The following is a 15,088-nucleotide window of genomic DNA, read 5'->3' as shown; positions in this document are numbered from 1 at the left end:
GAGCAATGAACGAGGTCTCATGTTTGGTCTCCTGCTGGTGAAAGGCTGTAGTCGCCGGCGGGTCCGAGCCCCGTGACGCAAGCGAGTTCGGTGAGACGACGATCTGCGCCGCGGCCGGCTAGCACGGCGACGATGTTGATGGTCTCAGCGATCAGGGCGCGCGGAACGGTGATGACCGCTTCCTGGATGAGCTGCTCCAGCCGACGCAGTGCGCCGAGCGCCGTACCCGCATGAATGGTGCCGATGCCACCGGGGTGGCCGGTGCCCCAGGCCTTGAGGAGATCTAGCGCTTCGGCACCGCGCACCTCGCCGATGGGGATGCGGTCGGGGCGTAAGCGAAGTGACGACCGCACGAGATCTGACAGTGAAACCACGCCGTCCTTGGTACGCAAGGCAACGAGATTCGGCGCCTTGCACTGCAGTTCGCGCGTATCCTCGATCAGCACGACACGGTCAGAGGTTTTGGCGACTTCCGCAAGAAGGGCGTTGGTCAACGTGGTCTTGCCGGTCGAGGTGCCGCCGGCGACCAGAATGTTTCTGCGCTGAGCAACCGAACTCCGCAGGGCCTCAGCCTGGTCCGAGGTCATGATGCCGGCGGCGACGTAGTCGTCGAGCGTGAAGACGGCGACCGCCGGCTTGCGGATAGCAAACGCCGGAGCCGCGACCACCGGCGGCAGCAGACCTTCGAAGCGCTCGCCGGTCTCGGGCAGTTCAGCGGAAACGCGCGGCGCGCCGGCATGTACTTCCGCACCGACGTGGTGTGCCACCAGCCGAACGATGCGTTCTCCGTCAGCCGCCGAGAGGCTCTCTCCGGTGTCCGTCAAGCCGCTCGATAACCGGTCGATCCACAACCGGCCATCGGGGTTGAGCATCACCTCAACGATTGAGGCGTCCTCCAAATATCGCGCAATAGCGGGGCCAAGCGCGCTACGGAGCATGCGCGCGCCGCGCGAGATCGCCTCTGCTTGAGCCGAATGAATTGCCACCGCCGCCCCCACCGATGAGGCCGCGTGAAAAGCGCCTCAGATGGGGATGGATAGAAAAGGCAGGAACTGGCCCGGCGCAACAACGCTCCCGAGGCGATCGTAGTTTGGCGTAGAAAGAGAAAGACGCGGCGAGATGAGTGATACCGAGGACGCTGCTAACGACGTCTTGGCCACGAAGATTCTGGCTTCTGAGAATTCCATCAGGTCCGGTCATCCGGCTTTTGGTTCACGATGTCATCCGGAATTTCGCGTAGGAAATTCTGACCCTTCTGCAAGCGGCGGCCAAGCGTCTCGATAAAACCTTCAAAGCGCTCGCGGCCCTTGATCTGAGCGGCCGCCTGCGCGTCGTTCGGCAAGGGCGGCGTGATCGTCAGCCAGAACCGGACGAACAAGGCCAGTGTTTCAGCGGTAAGGCCAACATCCCGCTCCAGCCTCTGCATTTGTCGCGACAGCCGATCGAGACGGCGCGCAAACGCAGCCTCGCGCCGATCCTCCCCGTCCGGAGACAGAAACGAGGCGACCGCCGCTTCCACGATCGCCGATCGTGAAAGCTTCTTGCGGTCGGCAAGATCGGCGATCTGCTTCAGAAGCTCCGGCGGAAAATACACATTCATCCGATCCCGCATGGTCTCACAACTCCATGCCATCGTTCGGGTCGAGCGAGACCTGGCGGGCGATTCCACGCATCTGCTGGCGCAGAATGCGGGCCTGACTGGCGGCATCATCCGACTCGTCGTCGAGTACAATGGCAAATTCTTCCGCAGGCCGCGGGGCGGTCGTCTCCTTGGCGATGGCGACGTGATCGGGGAGCTCGGGTTCCCGGCGCAAGCCGCTGTTGGCGGCATCCTGTTGTGCCTTCTGGATCTCATCAAGCAGCACGGCGTCAGGTGTCTGCGGTGTTAGAGCTGACCACCCGTCCGTCCGTGACGAACGGCCGGACTTCGCGGGATCAGGCGGTGCTAGCACTCGTTCGGTAAACCGACGATCCTCGTAATAGCGTACTTTCTTCACCCGGATCGGGGGCGTACCGGCCACCATAACGATCTCGTCAGCGGGCGGGAGCTGCATCACCTCGCCCGGCGTGAGCAGCGGCCTTGCCGTCTCCTGCCGCGAGACCATGAGGTGACCAAGCCACGGATTCAACCTGTGACCAGCATAGTTCTTCATGGCTCGCATCTCCGTCGCCGTGCCTAGCGCATCGGAAACGCGCTTCGCCGTGCGCTCGTCGTTGGTGGCAAAGCTGACGCGGACATGGCAGTTGTCGAGGATCGAGTTGTTGGCGCCATAGGCTTTCTCGATTTGGTTCAGCGACTGTGCAATCAGAAAGCTCTTGATGCCGTAACCTGCCATGAAGGCCAGCGCAGATTCGAAGAAGTCGAGCCGGCCGAGCGCCGGGAACTCGTCGAGCATCATCAGGATGCGGTGACGGCGATCCTTCGTGTGCAGATCCTCGGTAAGCCTGCGGCCAATCTGGTTCAGCACCAGGCGGATCAGGGGCTTGGTCCGCGAGATATCGGACGGCGGCACCACGAGGTAGAGGGTCGCTGACCGCGGATCTGCGATCAGGTCGGCAATCCGCCAATCACAGCGGGACGTGACCTCAGCGACAACGGGATCGCGGTAGAGGCCGAGGAACGACATGGCGGTGGAGAGCACGCCTGACCGTTCATTATCGGACTTATTCAGCAACTCGCGCGCGGTCGAGGCAACGACGGGATGTGGACCTTTTTCGCCGAGGTGCAGCGTTGTCATCATCGCCTGCAGTGTCGTCTCGATCGGCCGCTTCGGATCCGAGAGAAACGCGGCGACGCCGGCCAGTGTCTTGTCGACCTCGGCATAGAGGACATGCAGGATCGCGCCGACAAGCAGTGAATGGCTGGTCTTCTCCCAATGATTCCGCTTGTCGAGCGATCCCTCCGGGTCGACCAGCACGTCGGCGACGTTCTGGACGTCACGCACTTCCCATTCGCCGCGGCGGACTTCCAGCAGCGGATTGTACGCCGACGACTTGGCGTTGGTCGGATCGAACAGCAGCACCCGACCGTGCTGCGAGCGGTAGCCGGCGGTGAGTTGCCAGTTCTCGCCCTTGATGTCGTGGACGATCGCCGAGCCCGGCCAGGTCAAGAGAGACGGCACGACAAGGCCGACGCCTTTGCCGGAACGGGTCGGCGCGAAGCATAGCACATGCTCCGGGCCGTCGTGACGGAGATAGTCATGGCCGAGCCGGCCGAGCACGACACCATCTGCGCCAAGCAGCCCGGCTGTCTTCACCTCGCGCGGTTCGGCCCAGCGCGCCGATCCGTAGGTCTCGACGTTCTTCGCCTCCCGCGCCCGCCAGACCGACATGCCGATCGCCGCCGCGATCGAGATGAAGCTGCCGGACGCGGCTATGTAGGCGCCCTCGACAAAGACCTGTGGCGCATAGGCGTCGAAGATGTACCACCACCAGAAGAAGACCGGCGGATAGTAGACCGGCATCCCGGCGAGTTCGAACCAGGGCTGACCGAGTTCCGGCTGGTAGCCGAGCCGCCACGCCGTCCATTCAGTGGCGCCCCAGATCGTGAGCAATACGATCAGGAAGACGACGGTGATCTGGCCCCAGAGGATCTTGGTCGCGTACATGGCGAACGCCCTTCTTTGACTTAAGCGTTGTGTAAACGAGGAAGCTACAAACCCAGGTCTCGTTTGCGGCCAAGGGTCCACTCGATGCCGCCTCCGTCCTTGGTGACGCCGGTGACGTGCTGGCCAAGTTTCTTCTCGATCTCGCGCGACCAGGGCACGAGCTGAAAGCCGAGGCCGTTGTCGATCATGGCGAAGCGACCGGAGGCGAGCGTCAGGCGTTGACGATAAGTGCCGCTCACATGCTCGCCGGTCGCGGCCTTCATGTGCGGCAATCCCGTCGTGGTTGAGAGCTCTGCACCCACCGCGTCCAGTTCGCGTCGACGCAAGGTGTTCAAGAGATCGCGCTGCATGATGACGCGCTGACCCTGCCGCCTGGCGAGCCCCTCGCTTGCGAGATGTTCGGCACGGGCCTGCATGGCGGCGCGCGCTTCGCGACCAAACCCTCCCATGGAGAGCGGCATGGGATCGCTCTCAACGAGGCGATGGTCGATCCAGGTTGCGCCGGGAGCGGTGATTTGCCGGTTGAGGTCGAAATCGGAGCGGTTGGCGAGCACCAACGTCGGGAGCCGGTCGTCCGGCCCCCCAAAGCGGCGGACCTCGACGATCCCTCCGATCGGCGGGGCATGCTCGAATGCCTCGATGCCTCGGAAGCGAACGTGGTGGGCGCGTCCGTCCGTGCCGTCGATCACGGCATAGGCCTCGCCGGTCAGTTCATCATGGAGTCCCCTGTCGACCAGCCGGCCGATGATCGGCGATGCCGGCTTCTCACCGTCGATCACGTAGTCAGCGACACCACGGGTCTCCCCGCGCTCCGTGAAGGCGCGGTGCATAGTCTTGATGACGTCGCCGCGCATGCCGAGGTCCCGGAGATTGCGCTCGGCCTCCAGCCCCACCATCCATTCGCCGGGGCCGGCAGGCGCAGCGAGGCCCATCTTCTCCAAGTGCTGGAGCCGTCCAATCATCAAACGACGGATTTCGGGGTCAGCCGCGCCGGGATTTTCGGGGCGCAGGTCGATGGCGCCGGTTTCGTCGGCGGCTAGGCGGATCTCGACGTCGAGCCGCGTCCACCGTTCGGCCGCGATCTCCTTTTCCAGGGCGTTGCGGATCTCGTGCTCGGGCTTCGGACCAAGCTCGATAGACGCCAGTTCCTCGGCGCGCGAGCGCAGGCCCCAGCTGATGTAGTCTCGCGAGATCACGAGGTCGGCGCCGGTCTGATCGACACCCCGCACGAGCAGATGAACGTGCGGGTTATCCGTGTTCCAGTGATCGACGGCGACCCAATCGAGTCGGGTGCCGAGATCGGCTTCCATTTGCCTGGCGAGATCGCGCGTGAAAGCTTTGAGATCGGCCATCTCGCCAGCGTCCTCCGGCGAGACGATGAAGCGGAAATGATGCCGGTCGTCCTTGCAGCGATCCGCGAAGGCCGCGTCGTCTGTACGGTCATGACCGGCATCGAACATCACCGCCTTCTCGCTGTTACGGGTGACGCCGTCACGCTTCAGATAGGAAAGATGGGCGGTCAGCGGCGCGGAACGGAAGGAACGGCCTTGGTGACGAACGACGCGCGCCTTCACCACCACGCGCCGCGCCGGACTGAACAGGCGGCTGCGGCTAAAGCTGATCCGGCCACGGCCGAAGCTCGAGCGCCCGTAGCTTGAGGAGCGCTTACCCGCCGCCGCATGCGAAGGGCTGTGACCGGCCTTCTTCGCCGAGCGCAGCACCTGATTGATGAAGCTCTTGGGCTTCGGCGCTCGTGTCCCGCGGATGCGGCCAGGCCGGATGCGAAAATCGCTGTCACCCGCGCTCATGGCAAAGGCTCCACGGGCGCGGAATGGGGTGCAGTGCCAAAAACACAATTGAATTCATTGGTGAATGCATCAGACGCGGCACGCGCCCCGACCGACCGGCACGGCCGAACCCAAGCCATTCCAATGGCTTGCGGTTCGAGCGGCGAGCCGCTTTTATCTCGCCGTCCTGCCGTCGTGGTCTCCCGGTCGCCGGTTCCCGAAAAAGCCGCCGCGACTTGGCAACCAGCTCGCGAAGCCCCCGCTGCTTCCGAGCGCTTGCGATAGCGATCGTTACCCGAAGGGCCGAGACACCCGAAGGGTGGCTCGGTGAGGAGCGAAGCGACGAGTAGAGCGCGGGCCGAAGGCATCGCCCATACGCCATCAGCTTGCGAACCCGCACACTTGGTCATTGCGATGCTCCCGAATCCGATCGAGGGACGAACACGCCAATAGGCCGGGGGACCATGGGCGAAACATCGGGCTGTGAGATTGCGGTCGTGACACCGCTCGATGGCATGAGCGCCAGCAACCGATCGCGCGGTTTCATTAGATCGGATCGCGTGACGAATAGCGTCGCAGCTGCTGCGGACTGTCCGCTGGACGTCCACCCCGGCGGCAGTTCGATGGCAAGCAGATTTGCAAGCTTTGCGACATAGGCTCGCGTCTCCCCTGGCAAAGAGCCGCCTGAGAGATGCTCTTCATAGCGAGCTGGTCCCGCGTTGTACGCGGCAAACACCCCAGGCGAGCCATACCGATCCAGCAGTTCGCGCAAGTAAGCCGTGCCGGCCAGAATGTTGTCGTGCGGGTCGTAGGGGTCGTTCCCGAGATTGTAACGCTCGCGAAGTTCCGTCCAGGTCGCCGGCATGATCTGCATCAGGCCCATTGCGCCTTTTGGCGATCTGGCCAGCACGTCACCAGCACTCTCGATGCTTAGGACTGATCGGATCCAGTTCGGCGCAATCGCAAACCGTTGCGAGGCTTCATTGATGAAGCCGACAAACGACTGAGCGGTCTGACTGACCGCCGGCTGGGCGGCTGATCCGCTCTGGGCCAAAGCAGCACTGCCACACGCGGTCAGAAGAAGCATCAGGGGCACGACAGCACAAATGCCCGTGCCCAACCCTCCCAAGCACGCGGTCGGGCTCGCGCCAGCCTTGCGGACATCGATCGAGACGGAGGATTGATCCCGGAATCGATCGAACCAGGGAATGGCGAGGAGAACACCTCGAATACGCACGATCACTCCTCCCACGTCCACACCGGCATCGCACGGCCGATCACGCTGGATGCCGGAAGAAGTCCAAAGTACCGGCCATCCAGGGAGTCGTCCGACTGCCAGTTCATCAGAAACAGCTCGCCGTCGCCGACGACGCGGCAGCCCTGCCATTTCGGCAATGGCCGCCCTCGTCCGTCGCGATCCTTCGCCTCGCCCACCGCGACGTCGTCGACCGAAATCGTGAGGCCGGTTCTGCAAACAGTCTGGCCGGGAAGAGCGAGCACGCGCTTCAGCATGGGGACGCCAATGGGCAAATAGCCGTTAAGGTCGAGGAAGGTCGCGAGCGGCTCCGGCGGCTGCACGGCGACCAATTCAGTGACTTGGAATTGGTCCGCCGGTCGGAGGCGGTAGAGACCGATCGGCACGCTCGCAGATGCGTTCCAGATGTAAAGCGGAAGCGGCTCCAGAACGATCGTCGCGATGAGCGCAGCAGCCACCCCAATCGTCACGACCAGCATCATGAGGCGGCCCTTCATCGCATCACCTTTTGGCGATGAAGCCAGGCCTGATGGCGCGCTTTCGTATACGGACGCGGGTTTTCGTTGACGGACAGGCGGTTATGAACGTGATGCCAATGATCAGGAGCGACGTCAGCCGGATCAATGTCGAGGGCCTCAACGGCGTCGATCATCTGCAGCACGCGCTCGACCTTCGGCCAGCCTGACAGCCGCAGCAAAATCTCTCCACCCGGCTTCACATAAGGAACGGTCAAGCAGCGCTGTCCCGATGAGACCGCGCGCAAGATGTCGATCCGCGAAATGATCGTGCCAAAGTCGTTGGACGTCCAACGAACGAAGGCAAAGATGCTGCCTGGTGCGAATGACAAGACGCGCCGATGGCTATCAAGCTTCCGTTCCTTGACAACGCGACCGAACCGAATGCGGTTTTCGATGCGCTTCTCCAGCCACAACACTTCCACTTCCGTGAGATCACTCATGCCACGGCTCCCCGACGCTGGAGCTGGCGGCCATGAGCTTAGGCTCGGCGGAGAGTGTGTATGGCCTGCGAAGGCAGGCTGGACTGTAGGACTGCCGTTGCCGCACGCCAACGGGGCTTTCGGCCTGCTCCGTTAGAAGAAATCCGAAGGATTTCTGGTTAGTAAAGTTAGAGCAGCTGGAAAGCGCGGAGAAACAAGCCCTTAAGTCCGATTCCGGTCCCCGATAGCACGAGGATCGGGTCCCCGATAGCACGAGGGTTGCGGTCCCCGATAGCACGAGCTGATTCACAGATTGTCCTCCGAATTTGGAATGAGACCGCGCCGGCGCAGGCGTGCCGTTAAGGGATCGACAGGCCTAGGCGCGAAGTTCAGCCGCTCGGTGCCGTCAGGATCGCGCGTGAGCACGAGCTGATAGCCGGGCAATGTCTGGCGATGGACGATCTGACGTACGTCGTAAGCAAAATGCTTGAGCGGCGAGAGGATGCCGGACTTGGTATGGAGATGCACAAGGTCAAAGCTCCAGCCGCCGTCCTGCCGGCCGCCGTGCTTGCGCACAAGACGATAAAGCCAGCGCTCAAGTCCGCCCGTCAGCTCGAAATAGGCGCGGTCGATCGTCAGCACGAGCGCTTCGTCGATGACGCCGGCATAGAACCAATCAGGCAGGATCAGCTCGATCCCAAATGGCCGGCCATTTGCATCGGCCGTCTCCTTCCACTCGTTGATCCAGGAGAAGCGATGCCGTCGCCGCTCAGCCGGCTGGCGGATCGATGTCAACACGGTCGTTGACTGGAGTCTGTCTAGGCCGGCTTTCAGCCGGTCGTAGTCACGCGCGCTGGTGCCGCGGCCGACAAACGTCAAAATCTCGTAAGGCGTTGCAGCCATCAGGCGCGACGTCTTCAAGCCGGCGTCACGTGCTTCGACGATTTGAGACGCAGCCCAGATCAGAACGTCTGCATCCCAGATGGTCGCCAAGCCGTGTTCCGGAACAGCTTCGACACGAATTGCAATCGCACCGGCACGGAAATCGATCGGCACGATCCGCTTGGTCTTTGCGAGGGAAAAGAACGGATAAGCCATCAGATCCTGCGCGTCGCGGGGCGCAAGATCGCCGGGTAGCGCCCGAAAGAGCTCAAGCTGCTCGCGCTCGGAATGGTGTTTGCGCCGCATGGTCACTGCTCTCACGCGGCAATCAGCGACGTTCTTGGCCCGCATACGGGCGCAGCGCGGGATGCTTCTTGGCCGGCAGCACCGTTCCCTTGCCGGGATCGGACGTCGATGTCTTGGCGCCGCGGTCGGCCCATGCTTTCAGGTCATCGACGGCGTAGACGACACGTCCGCCAATCTTCCGATATGTCGGTCCGGTGCCGTACGTGCGGTGCTTCTCCAGCGTGCGGCCGGAGAGGCCAAGGTAGCGCGCGGCCTCCGGGGTACGCAGGAAGCGCGGGGGTAGACCGGCCATCGGATCGGGCATTTGAGAACTCCAGGAGGACAGCGCACTACGCCTGGCTAGGCGGGCGTGTGTGCGGTCATCATGGAGAAGCAAGGTCTCGGAGGGGGATGCCGAATATGCAGGGAGCGATTTTCGGCATCCCTCCGGGCGGGCCCTACTCGTCCTTGCGCCTGGGCCGCAGGAGTTTGCGGTAACCACCGCGCATCAGCGCGAGGCCACCTTGCACCAAGCGGATAGTTCGATTGCGCAGATCATGCGTCTTCCAGGCGCGATCGGGGATGCGTTTTTTGCCGAAGAGCGCTTCGGCGATAGTGCGATAGCTGCCGCCGGCGCTGCGAGCATCAAGCGCGCGGATCGCGGCGCTTAGGCGTTCGCGTCGCTGTTTCGACAGTTGGTGAAAGGCAGGACCTGGCGCGCGTCCACTGATCGCGCGCCACAGCCGCCGGGCTGCATAGGCGCGCTCTTCTAAATCGCTGTCGAATGGCAGCTCGGCTGCGTATGACGCGCCGAGCACCGGCGGCTCTTTGGACCAGACACGGTGATCTATCGCGCCGATGCGCAGCACGGCATGCCAGCCGTCGACAGCGCGGCGCACCTGGCCAACTGTAAGGTCAAGCAGTGGCTGAGACGCCGATACGAGGTCGGCCGTCGAGGCAACCGTCACCGGAATGACCGTCGCTAGAACCTCCGGCGCCCAAAAGATCGTCTGCTCGTCGAATGACCTCCGCGGGTCATGGGCGAAAGCAGATACCCCATTTCCTCCTGAACTCCTCGGTCACTTCACCATCTGGGCTGCTTGCGATCATCGCTTCGTACTCGCGTCGATAGTCCGCGTTACGACGGAGACATTCCCAGGCGATGTCGGTGATTTCGGCGTCTTGTAGGCTCTTGTAGGAATCCGGCGACCGCCAGTCGAATTCAGGCATTGCTTCCGCCCCATTGCACGCTGCTAACAACGATTGCGCCGCAATAGGTATGAACGAGGCGGTTGTAGGAAGCCCCTAGTTTGGCACCACGTGGTGCACCGGAATGACCACTAGTTAGCAAAAGAAAATAGTTCTGCCTGCGAGTCGCCAGCCGGCGATTTTCTTCTATTTGGAGCCAGCGCCACGTAATAGGCGGCCCTGCTCGGTCAACCATTTGGCCCGCGCAAGGTGGCTCTGATATGCGATGCGCGCACGGTCCAGCTCTCGCTCTGGATCCATATGCAAGACCACTCGAGCAACTTCGCGCCAGTCCGCCCCCTCGCCCTCCGCCTGCAGGAGGCGCATGTACGTAACGACATGCTGTTCGTCATAGGCAGTCAGCAGCGGCTCGTTCGGCGCACTGTCAGCTACGTCTGGATCGAGGGATGGCTTCTGCATCATACCCGCTTTTAGAACGCCTATAAGCTACGCCATGGTTTGGTCGCAATCCAGACCTCCGCTTCCCGTTGGAATCCTGAATATTCGTTCGGTAGATCGGCGGCCGAGTTCGGTCGCGCACGTAGCGCCGCCACTCGATAGCATGTTCGGACACGAATAGGAACGATCGTTCCTAGAACGATCGTTCCGGCTCAGTTCCCATATCGCCATGGATCTCAAAGAGATCATGGCTGTGAATCTGCGTCGGAAACGCCACGATCTACAAATGACGCAGGAGGAGCTGGCCGAGCGCGCCGGTTTAAGCGCCCGTTACGTCGGCGCCATCGAGCGCGGCGATGTATCAGCAAGCGTCACCGTGCTCGGACAAATTGCTGAAGCATTGGGGGTCGAACCGGGGGACCTGCTCAAAAAGGCTGCGCGGCTTAGCAAATCGTAAGCCCCTTCAGGCCGACCGCGAAGCGCCCCGCCCGGCGGACCGGACGGGGCTTGGTGGGGCGCTCTTACTCGCCGGTCTTGCGCGGCCGGGACCAAAGCAGGGTGTAGCCTTCACCGCCTTCGTCGTCGAACAGGTTCGCGTAGATTGGCGCGTTGAACGAGGGGTCGTCGAGCTTGAGCGAGAGGTAATCGCGGCCCTCCTCGGAACGCTTCGACCAGGCTGCGCCGATCTCCGCGCGACCCACATAGATGCGGTGGCTGGGAGCGTTTTCGTTGGACCGGTTGGTCTCGGCGACGATGCGGACGCCCTTGGCCTTCAGGCTCAGGGTCACGATCTCGCCCTGGAATTCGTTACCGACCTTCTTGAAAGAACCGATGTTAGCCATGTCACTTCTCCTGTTGTGTTTCGAGCCCGCGACCACCGCGGCCTCGATGGCGATCTGCAGGCCGAAGACGATCGGCGACGCACCAGCTCGCGGGCCGGAGCGCAGCGGAGGACACCGTTGTGGCGACTTTCTTGCCTCGCGAGGAATGGGCGAAGCCCAGGGGAAGAAAGTCGCAACGACGGTGTTGCGGCTCAGACGATCGAGGCGAAGCCGGTCTTCGGCCAGATCAAGCCATCAACGAGGCCACGTGCGTCGTGTGCTGAACCGCAATCTCGGGAGAAGACGTGGCGTATCTCGGTTGTGCTGAACAAGAGGTGGTAACGATTCAAGGCAGAAAGAGAAACAATCTGCTGCAAAGGGCGGCATCGTCTCCGAAGAAACGATCGAGACATCGCCGTTCCGCCGCAGGCTTATGGCCGGCCAAAACGGGAACTGGTCTAGGCACTCCGAGGAGGACTGCTCTCCCCGCGCGCAACCCGATCATCCCTCGTTCAATGCTCGGATCTACTTGAGCCTGCTCGACGACGAAGGCGGTGATTGGTCACACCTCGCGCGTGGCGGCCGGAAAAATCGGCGGCGACGGATTCTCCACCACCCCGGCCAACTCGAACGGGCGGGGTTTGGCAAAAACGGTCAAGCGTGTCCATGCTGTACCGCCAACACAGACCGCGCCCAGGCAAGCGAAGATCTCACGCCAAGCCAGCGAGGGCATGCCGATCCGGAACAGGGCGAGCGCCACATGATAGCCGGCGACGGCGGCCGGAATAGCGAATGCGGTCGCGATCGCGATGCGCAAGGTCGAGGACCGAGTAATGGCGACTGCGGCTTGACCGAGGGCAAGCGTCAACGCCCCGCCCGCCGTTCCGATAAGCAGCGCGCCGACCACGCCGGCGCCATTCTGAAACGCCGTGATCCCGAGAGTCAGCGCGACAAAAAACGGCAAGGCATACACAGCGAGGGCAAAGATCGCCCAGCAGAACAAGCCGATGCCGAGTGTGTTGAGAATAAGCCCAATGGCGAGCATGGTGGTGGCTCCATGTGCATAGATTTGAGAGTCGCGCCTTCCACCACCACCACGGCGCAACCTGGACATAGGGTCGAAACGAGGCGGAGTTGCGGCGCATGCACCCCGTTAGGAGGCGAGAAGACGGCGCTCACGCGCCGCCGAACCTCCAAACGGGAATGCCGAGGCGCTTCGCTTTGTCCGCCAGGTTGTCCTGGATACCCGTGCCCGGGAAGTGCAGCACGCCGATCGGCAGGAGTTCGAGCATGGCGTCGTTGCGCTTGAAGGGTGCCGCTTTGGCGTGCTTCGTCCAGTCAGGCTTGAAGGCGATTTGAGGCACCTTGCGATTGGTCGCCCATTTGGAGGCGATAAGCTCCGCACCTTTGGGCGAGCCGCCATGGAGCAGGACCATGTCGGGATGCTTGGCGTAGACCTTGTCGAGGCGGTCCCAGATGAGGTGGTGGTCATTGAAGTCGAGCCCGCCGGTGAGTGCGATCTTCGTTCCTTGCGGCAACAAGACCTCGGTTTCAGCGCGACGCTTAGCTGCGATGAAGTCGCGGGAGTCGATCATTGCCGCGGTCAGCGTGCGGTGGTTCACGAGCGATCCCGATCGAGGGCGCCAGGACGATCCGGTGTGAGTCTCGAAGCGTTCGACGGCCTGGTCGCGGAAGAGCTCCAGGCAGTTGCGGCGCTCGATCAAAGTGATGCCTTCGGCCGTCAAGCGCTCGAGCTCGACCGATCTCACCTCGGAGCCATTCTGCTCGCGCTGGCTGTTTTGCTGTGCCTGCTCGTTGTCGTCGAGGTGACGTTCGATGCGGTCGACGGCACGGTGGAACAGGTTGACGGTCGACCAGAGCAGATCGCCCAGGTCCGGCTCGAGCCGCGTGTCGCTCAACGTCGCGACCAGGGCATCGAAGATGTCGGCGACGGCTCCGGTGATGATGTTGCCCTCGGGAAGCGGCCGTGGATCAGGCTGGTCGTCGAAGGGGCGGTAGCCAAAGAGTTGTAGTTCGGTGAGGACGTGATCAGTCGGAGAAGAGGCGTGCGGCGGTTCGATGTCGTCGTGGCCGGTCATTTGAGGAGTTCCTTTGCCGGATCGGCCGCGCCCATCGCGGCCTTCGTGGCGATCACTCAGACGGCACGCGGAACGGGCCAGAACCCGGAGGGCCGAAGCGGCAGCGGAGGATGGCGGAGGCCGGCTATTTTGTTTCGCGATGCAAAGCGCGCAGACTATATAAGTGTGTGCTCATTGACGGCGCGCGGCGGAAAATAGCCGGGCGTAGCCATTGCCGGCCCGGTCCGGTTGCCGTCCGATCGCCCTCTAGAAGGCCGAGGTCGCGTCCTCTTCCGGCAATGGCCTCGTTACGACCGACCTATCAACGTCGATCGAAGCACCTGCCTATTCTGCGGCTACCGTCGACGAATGCAGGAAGCGGACGACGTCCTCTGGTACGAGTTGAAGCCGCAACTCTGCTCGGAGGGTCTCGAGACCGAAGATGTGCAGGTCTTCGTTGAAATCGCCCAGCCGGGGCGACAACGCGATCGCTTCAACGCCGACGGCTTCTGCACGCTGGCTAAGCGTAGCCTGTACGGCATCTCCGGCGGCATCAGCGTCACGGGCGATATAGAGCCGACGCAGGCCAGACGGCAGCATCATGGCTGCAAGGTGATTGGCCGAAAGCGCGGCCGCCATCGGCAACGTCGGCAGCACGTAACGCAGCGACAGCATCGTCTCGATCCCCTCGCCAGCGGCGAGCACGTCGTCCACCACGCCGAAGCGGACGGCGTTGCCGAGCAGGTCGCCCATCGCCCGTCGTGGCGTATCGACCGGAGCCTTGCCGAGACGAATGCGATCAAAGCCGTCTGGATCGAGCCAGGTTCGGTGCGCTCCTGTGATCCGCCCCTCAAGGTCCGTGACGCGGGCAATCATCGCCGGCCAGGTTTCGGTCGGTAAATGCTCGTTCGGCCGATAGTAACAACGAGGATGGAAGCGAAGGCTGCCACCATGGTGGGCAAAGGCTATTCCGCGACGCTGCAAGTACGTTTCGGCTACCGTCCCCTCGATCGGGCTGGATATCGCAAAGAGCCGACGGGCGGCTTCCTGCGATCCAGCGGGCGCCACCGAACGAACGAGGTTCGAGACCGGCTGCGGGTCAGGACGAGGCAGCTTCAGAAACCGCCTCGCCTCCTCGGCGGCCGCGCTGAAGTCGCGCAATCCCCTGGATTCGCGGATGATGTCGAGGAGGTCGCCATGCTCGCCGGTCGCAGCGTCAGTCCATTTTCCGGCGGGGCCCTTCGGCGATTCCTGGAGCCGCACGAACATCGAGCGGCCCGGCGTGTTGTGGACATCACCGACCACCCAGTACCGCCCCGCCCGCTTGCCATTGGAGAGATAGTGTCGGCACACGGCCTCGGCCTCGCGCGCGAGACGGCGTGCCAGTTCGCAAGGCGCGGGGGACATCACGCGGCCTCCCGCCCACTGAGGCGCGCGACCGGATAGGTGTCGAGCACCTTTGTCAGGATCCCGACGCCGCTTGCGTCCGTGGGCACGAACATCCGTAGCTTCCAGGAGATGATCTCTCCAAAGAGGCCGTAAGCGCGGAGGCGATCGCGCATCGTGTCGTTGAACCCCGACAGCTCGATGCGGCATGCGCCCATCACCCGGACGCGGCGAAGCTGGAGCCCCTCTGCGAGGTCGAGGACGGTGCGTCCCTCCATCACCGCGGCAAAGGCAGCGTCCGGCGACAACGTAGGCGCGTCCGCCGAGACGACGTTTGCGACCCACGCGGCAGAAACCTTGCGGCCGATGATGCGTTCGCCCGCATCGGTCTGGAGCCGATAG

Annotated in this window: 18 protein-coding genes; 1 reads left to right on the top strand and 17 read right to left on the bottom strand. The window is 63.0% G+C overall.

The window, feature by feature from the left end; translation table 11 throughout:
• Positions 1 to 17 precede the first annotated feature (17 nt).
• The 12 genes from trbB to ACM42_RS09030 all read right to left on the bottom strand — a co-directional run bounded on the left by trbB (position 18) and on the right by ACM42_RS09030 (position 10,422).
• A complete protein-coding gene (gene trbB, locus ACM42_RS09085) occupies positions 18 to 938 on the bottom strand; it encodes a P-type conjugative transfer ATPase TrbB (protein ID WP_271527633.1) in 921 nt (306 codons plus the stop codon).
• Positions 939 to 1,186: 248 nt separating this feature from the next.
• Positions 1,187 to 1,612 (bottom strand): CopG family transcriptional regulator, encoded by a 426-nt coding sequence (locus ACM42_RS09080; RefSeq protein WP_271527632.1) that lies wholly within the window; start codon positions 1,610 to 1,612, stop codon positions 1,187 to 1,189.
• 4 nt (positions 1,613 to 1,616) lie between these two features.
• Positions 1,617 to 3,608: a conjugal transfer protein TraG gene (locus ACM42_RS09075; protein WP_271527607.1), complete on the bottom strand. Its 1,992-nt coding sequence runs from the start codon at positions 3,606 to 3,608 to the stop codon at positions 1,617 to 1,619.
• Positions 3,609 to 3,652: 44 nt separating this feature from the next.
• Positions 3,653 to 5,416 (bottom strand): relaxase/mobilization nuclease domain-containing protein, encoded by a 1,764-nt coding sequence (locus ACM42_RS09070; protein ID WP_271527606.1) that lies wholly within the window; start codon positions 5,414 to 5,416, stop codon positions 3,653 to 3,655.
• A gap of 385 nt (positions 5,417 to 5,801) precedes the next feature.
• Positions 5,802 to 6,638: a lytic transglycosylase domain-containing protein gene (locus tag ACM42_RS09065; RefSeq protein WP_271527605.1), complete on the bottom strand. Its 837-nt coding sequence runs from the start codon at positions 6,636 to 6,638 to the stop codon at positions 5,802 to 5,804.
• Positions 6,635 to 7,147, bottom strand: coding sequence for a S26 family signal peptidase (locus ACM42_RS09060; protein ID WP_271527604.1), 513 nt, complete (start codon positions 7,145 to 7,147; stop codon positions 6,635 to 6,637). Before ACM42_RS09060 ends, ACM42_RS09065 begins: the two co-directional genes overlap by 4 nt.
• Positions 7,144 to 7,608: a DUF2840 domain-containing protein gene (locus tag ACM42_RS09055; protein WP_271527603.1), complete on the bottom strand. Its 465-nt coding sequence runs from the start codon at positions 7,606 to 7,608 to the stop codon at positions 7,144 to 7,146. The genes ACM42_RS09060 and ACM42_RS09055 overlap by 4 nt, the downstream gene beginning before the upstream one ends.
• 285 nt (positions 7,609 to 7,893) lie before the next feature.
• Positions 7,894 to 8,775 carry a replication initiator protein A gene (locus ACM42_RS09050; protein WP_271527602.1) on the bottom strand — a complete coding sequence of 294 codons (882 nt, stop codon included), beginning with the start codon at positions 8,773 to 8,775 and terminating at the stop codon, positions 7,894 to 7,896.
• 22 nt (positions 8,776 to 8,797) lie between these two features.
• Positions 8,798 to 9,079: a helix-turn-helix transcriptional regulator gene (locus tag ACM42_RS09045; protein ID WP_008561544.1), complete on the bottom strand. Its 282-nt coding sequence runs from the start codon at positions 9,077 to 9,079 to the stop codon at positions 8,798 to 8,800.
• Positions 9,080 to 9,212: 133 nt separating this feature from the next.
• Complete coding sequence (locus ACM42_RS09040; RefSeq protein WP_271527601.1) at positions 9,213 to 9,722, bottom strand: DUF2285 domain-containing protein; 510 nt, start codon at positions 9,720 to 9,722, stop codon at positions 9,213 to 9,215.
• A 67-nt stretch (positions 9,723 to 9,789) separates the two neighbouring features.
• Positions 9,790 to 9,984, bottom strand: coding sequence for a transcriptional regulator domain-containing protein (locus tag ACM42_RS09035; RefSeq protein WP_225138239.1), 195 nt, complete (start codon positions 9,982 to 9,984; stop codon positions 9,790 to 9,792).
• A 165-nt stretch (positions 9,985 to 10,149) separates the two neighbouring features.
• On the bottom strand, positions 10,150 to 10,422 hold the full coding sequence (locus ACM42_RS09030) for a DUF2285 domain-containing protein (RefSeq protein ID WP_271527631.1): 273 nt from the start codon (positions 10,420 to 10,422) through the stop codon (positions 10,150 to 10,152).
• A 208-nt stretch (positions 10,423 to 10,630) separates the two neighbouring features.
• On the opposite strand from ACM42_RS09030, the gene ACM42_RS09025 reads away from it, so the two are divergent.
• Positions 10,631 to 10,858 carry a helix-turn-helix domain-containing protein gene (locus tag ACM42_RS09025; RefSeq protein WP_050385492.1) on the top strand — a complete coding sequence of 76 codons (228 nt, stop codon included), beginning with the start codon at positions 10,631 to 10,633 and terminating at the stop codon, positions 10,856 to 10,858.
• 64 nt (positions 10,859 to 10,922) lie between these two features.
• On the opposite strand, the gene ACM42_RS09020 is transcribed toward ACM42_RS09025, so the two are convergent.
• The 5 genes from ACM42_RS09020 to ACM42_RS09000 form a co-directional block, all read right to left on the bottom strand.
• The gene (locus ACM42_RS09020; protein WP_092220534.1) at positions 10,923 to 11,243 is read right to left on the bottom strand and encodes a DUF736 domain-containing protein; all 321 of its coding nucleotides are present in this window, start codon (positions 11,241 to 11,243) and stop codon (positions 10,923 to 10,925) included.
• Between the two features lie 541 nt (positions 11,244 to 11,784).
• Complete coding sequence (locus ACM42_RS09015) at positions 11,785 to 12,267, bottom strand: hypothetical protein (protein ID WP_271527600.1); 483 nt, start codon at positions 12,265 to 12,267, stop codon at positions 11,785 to 11,787.
• Between the two features lie 130 nt (positions 12,268 to 12,397).
• The gene (locus ACM42_RS09010) at positions 12,398 to 13,321 is read right to left on the bottom strand and encodes a DUF2493 domain-containing protein (protein ID WP_271527599.1); all 924 of its coding nucleotides are present in this window, start codon (positions 13,319 to 13,321) and stop codon (positions 12,398 to 12,400) included.
• Positions 13,322 to 13,645: 324 nt separating this feature from the next.
• Entirely contained in the window at positions 13,646 to 14,707 is a 1,062-nt protein-coding gene (locus ACM42_RS09005) for a DUF7146 domain-containing protein (protein WP_271527598.1), read from the bottom strand.
• On the bottom strand, positions 14,707 to 15,088 hold a 382-nt coding region (locus ACM42_RS09000), incomplete at its 5' end, for a hypothetical protein (RefSeq protein WP_271527597.1). The genes ACM42_RS09005 and ACM42_RS09000, both read right to left, overlap by 1 nt.

Source organism: Bradyrhizobium sp. CCBAU 25338 (genome assembly GCF_028128965.1).
Taxonomy (GTDB): Bacteria; Pseudomonadota; Alphaproteobacteria; order Rhizobiales; family Xanthobacteraceae; genus Bradyrhizobium; species Bradyrhizobium liaoningense.
The sequence above is the reverse complement of the archived record's forward strand: the minus strand, read 5'-3'. Positions and strand labels throughout refer to the sequence as shown.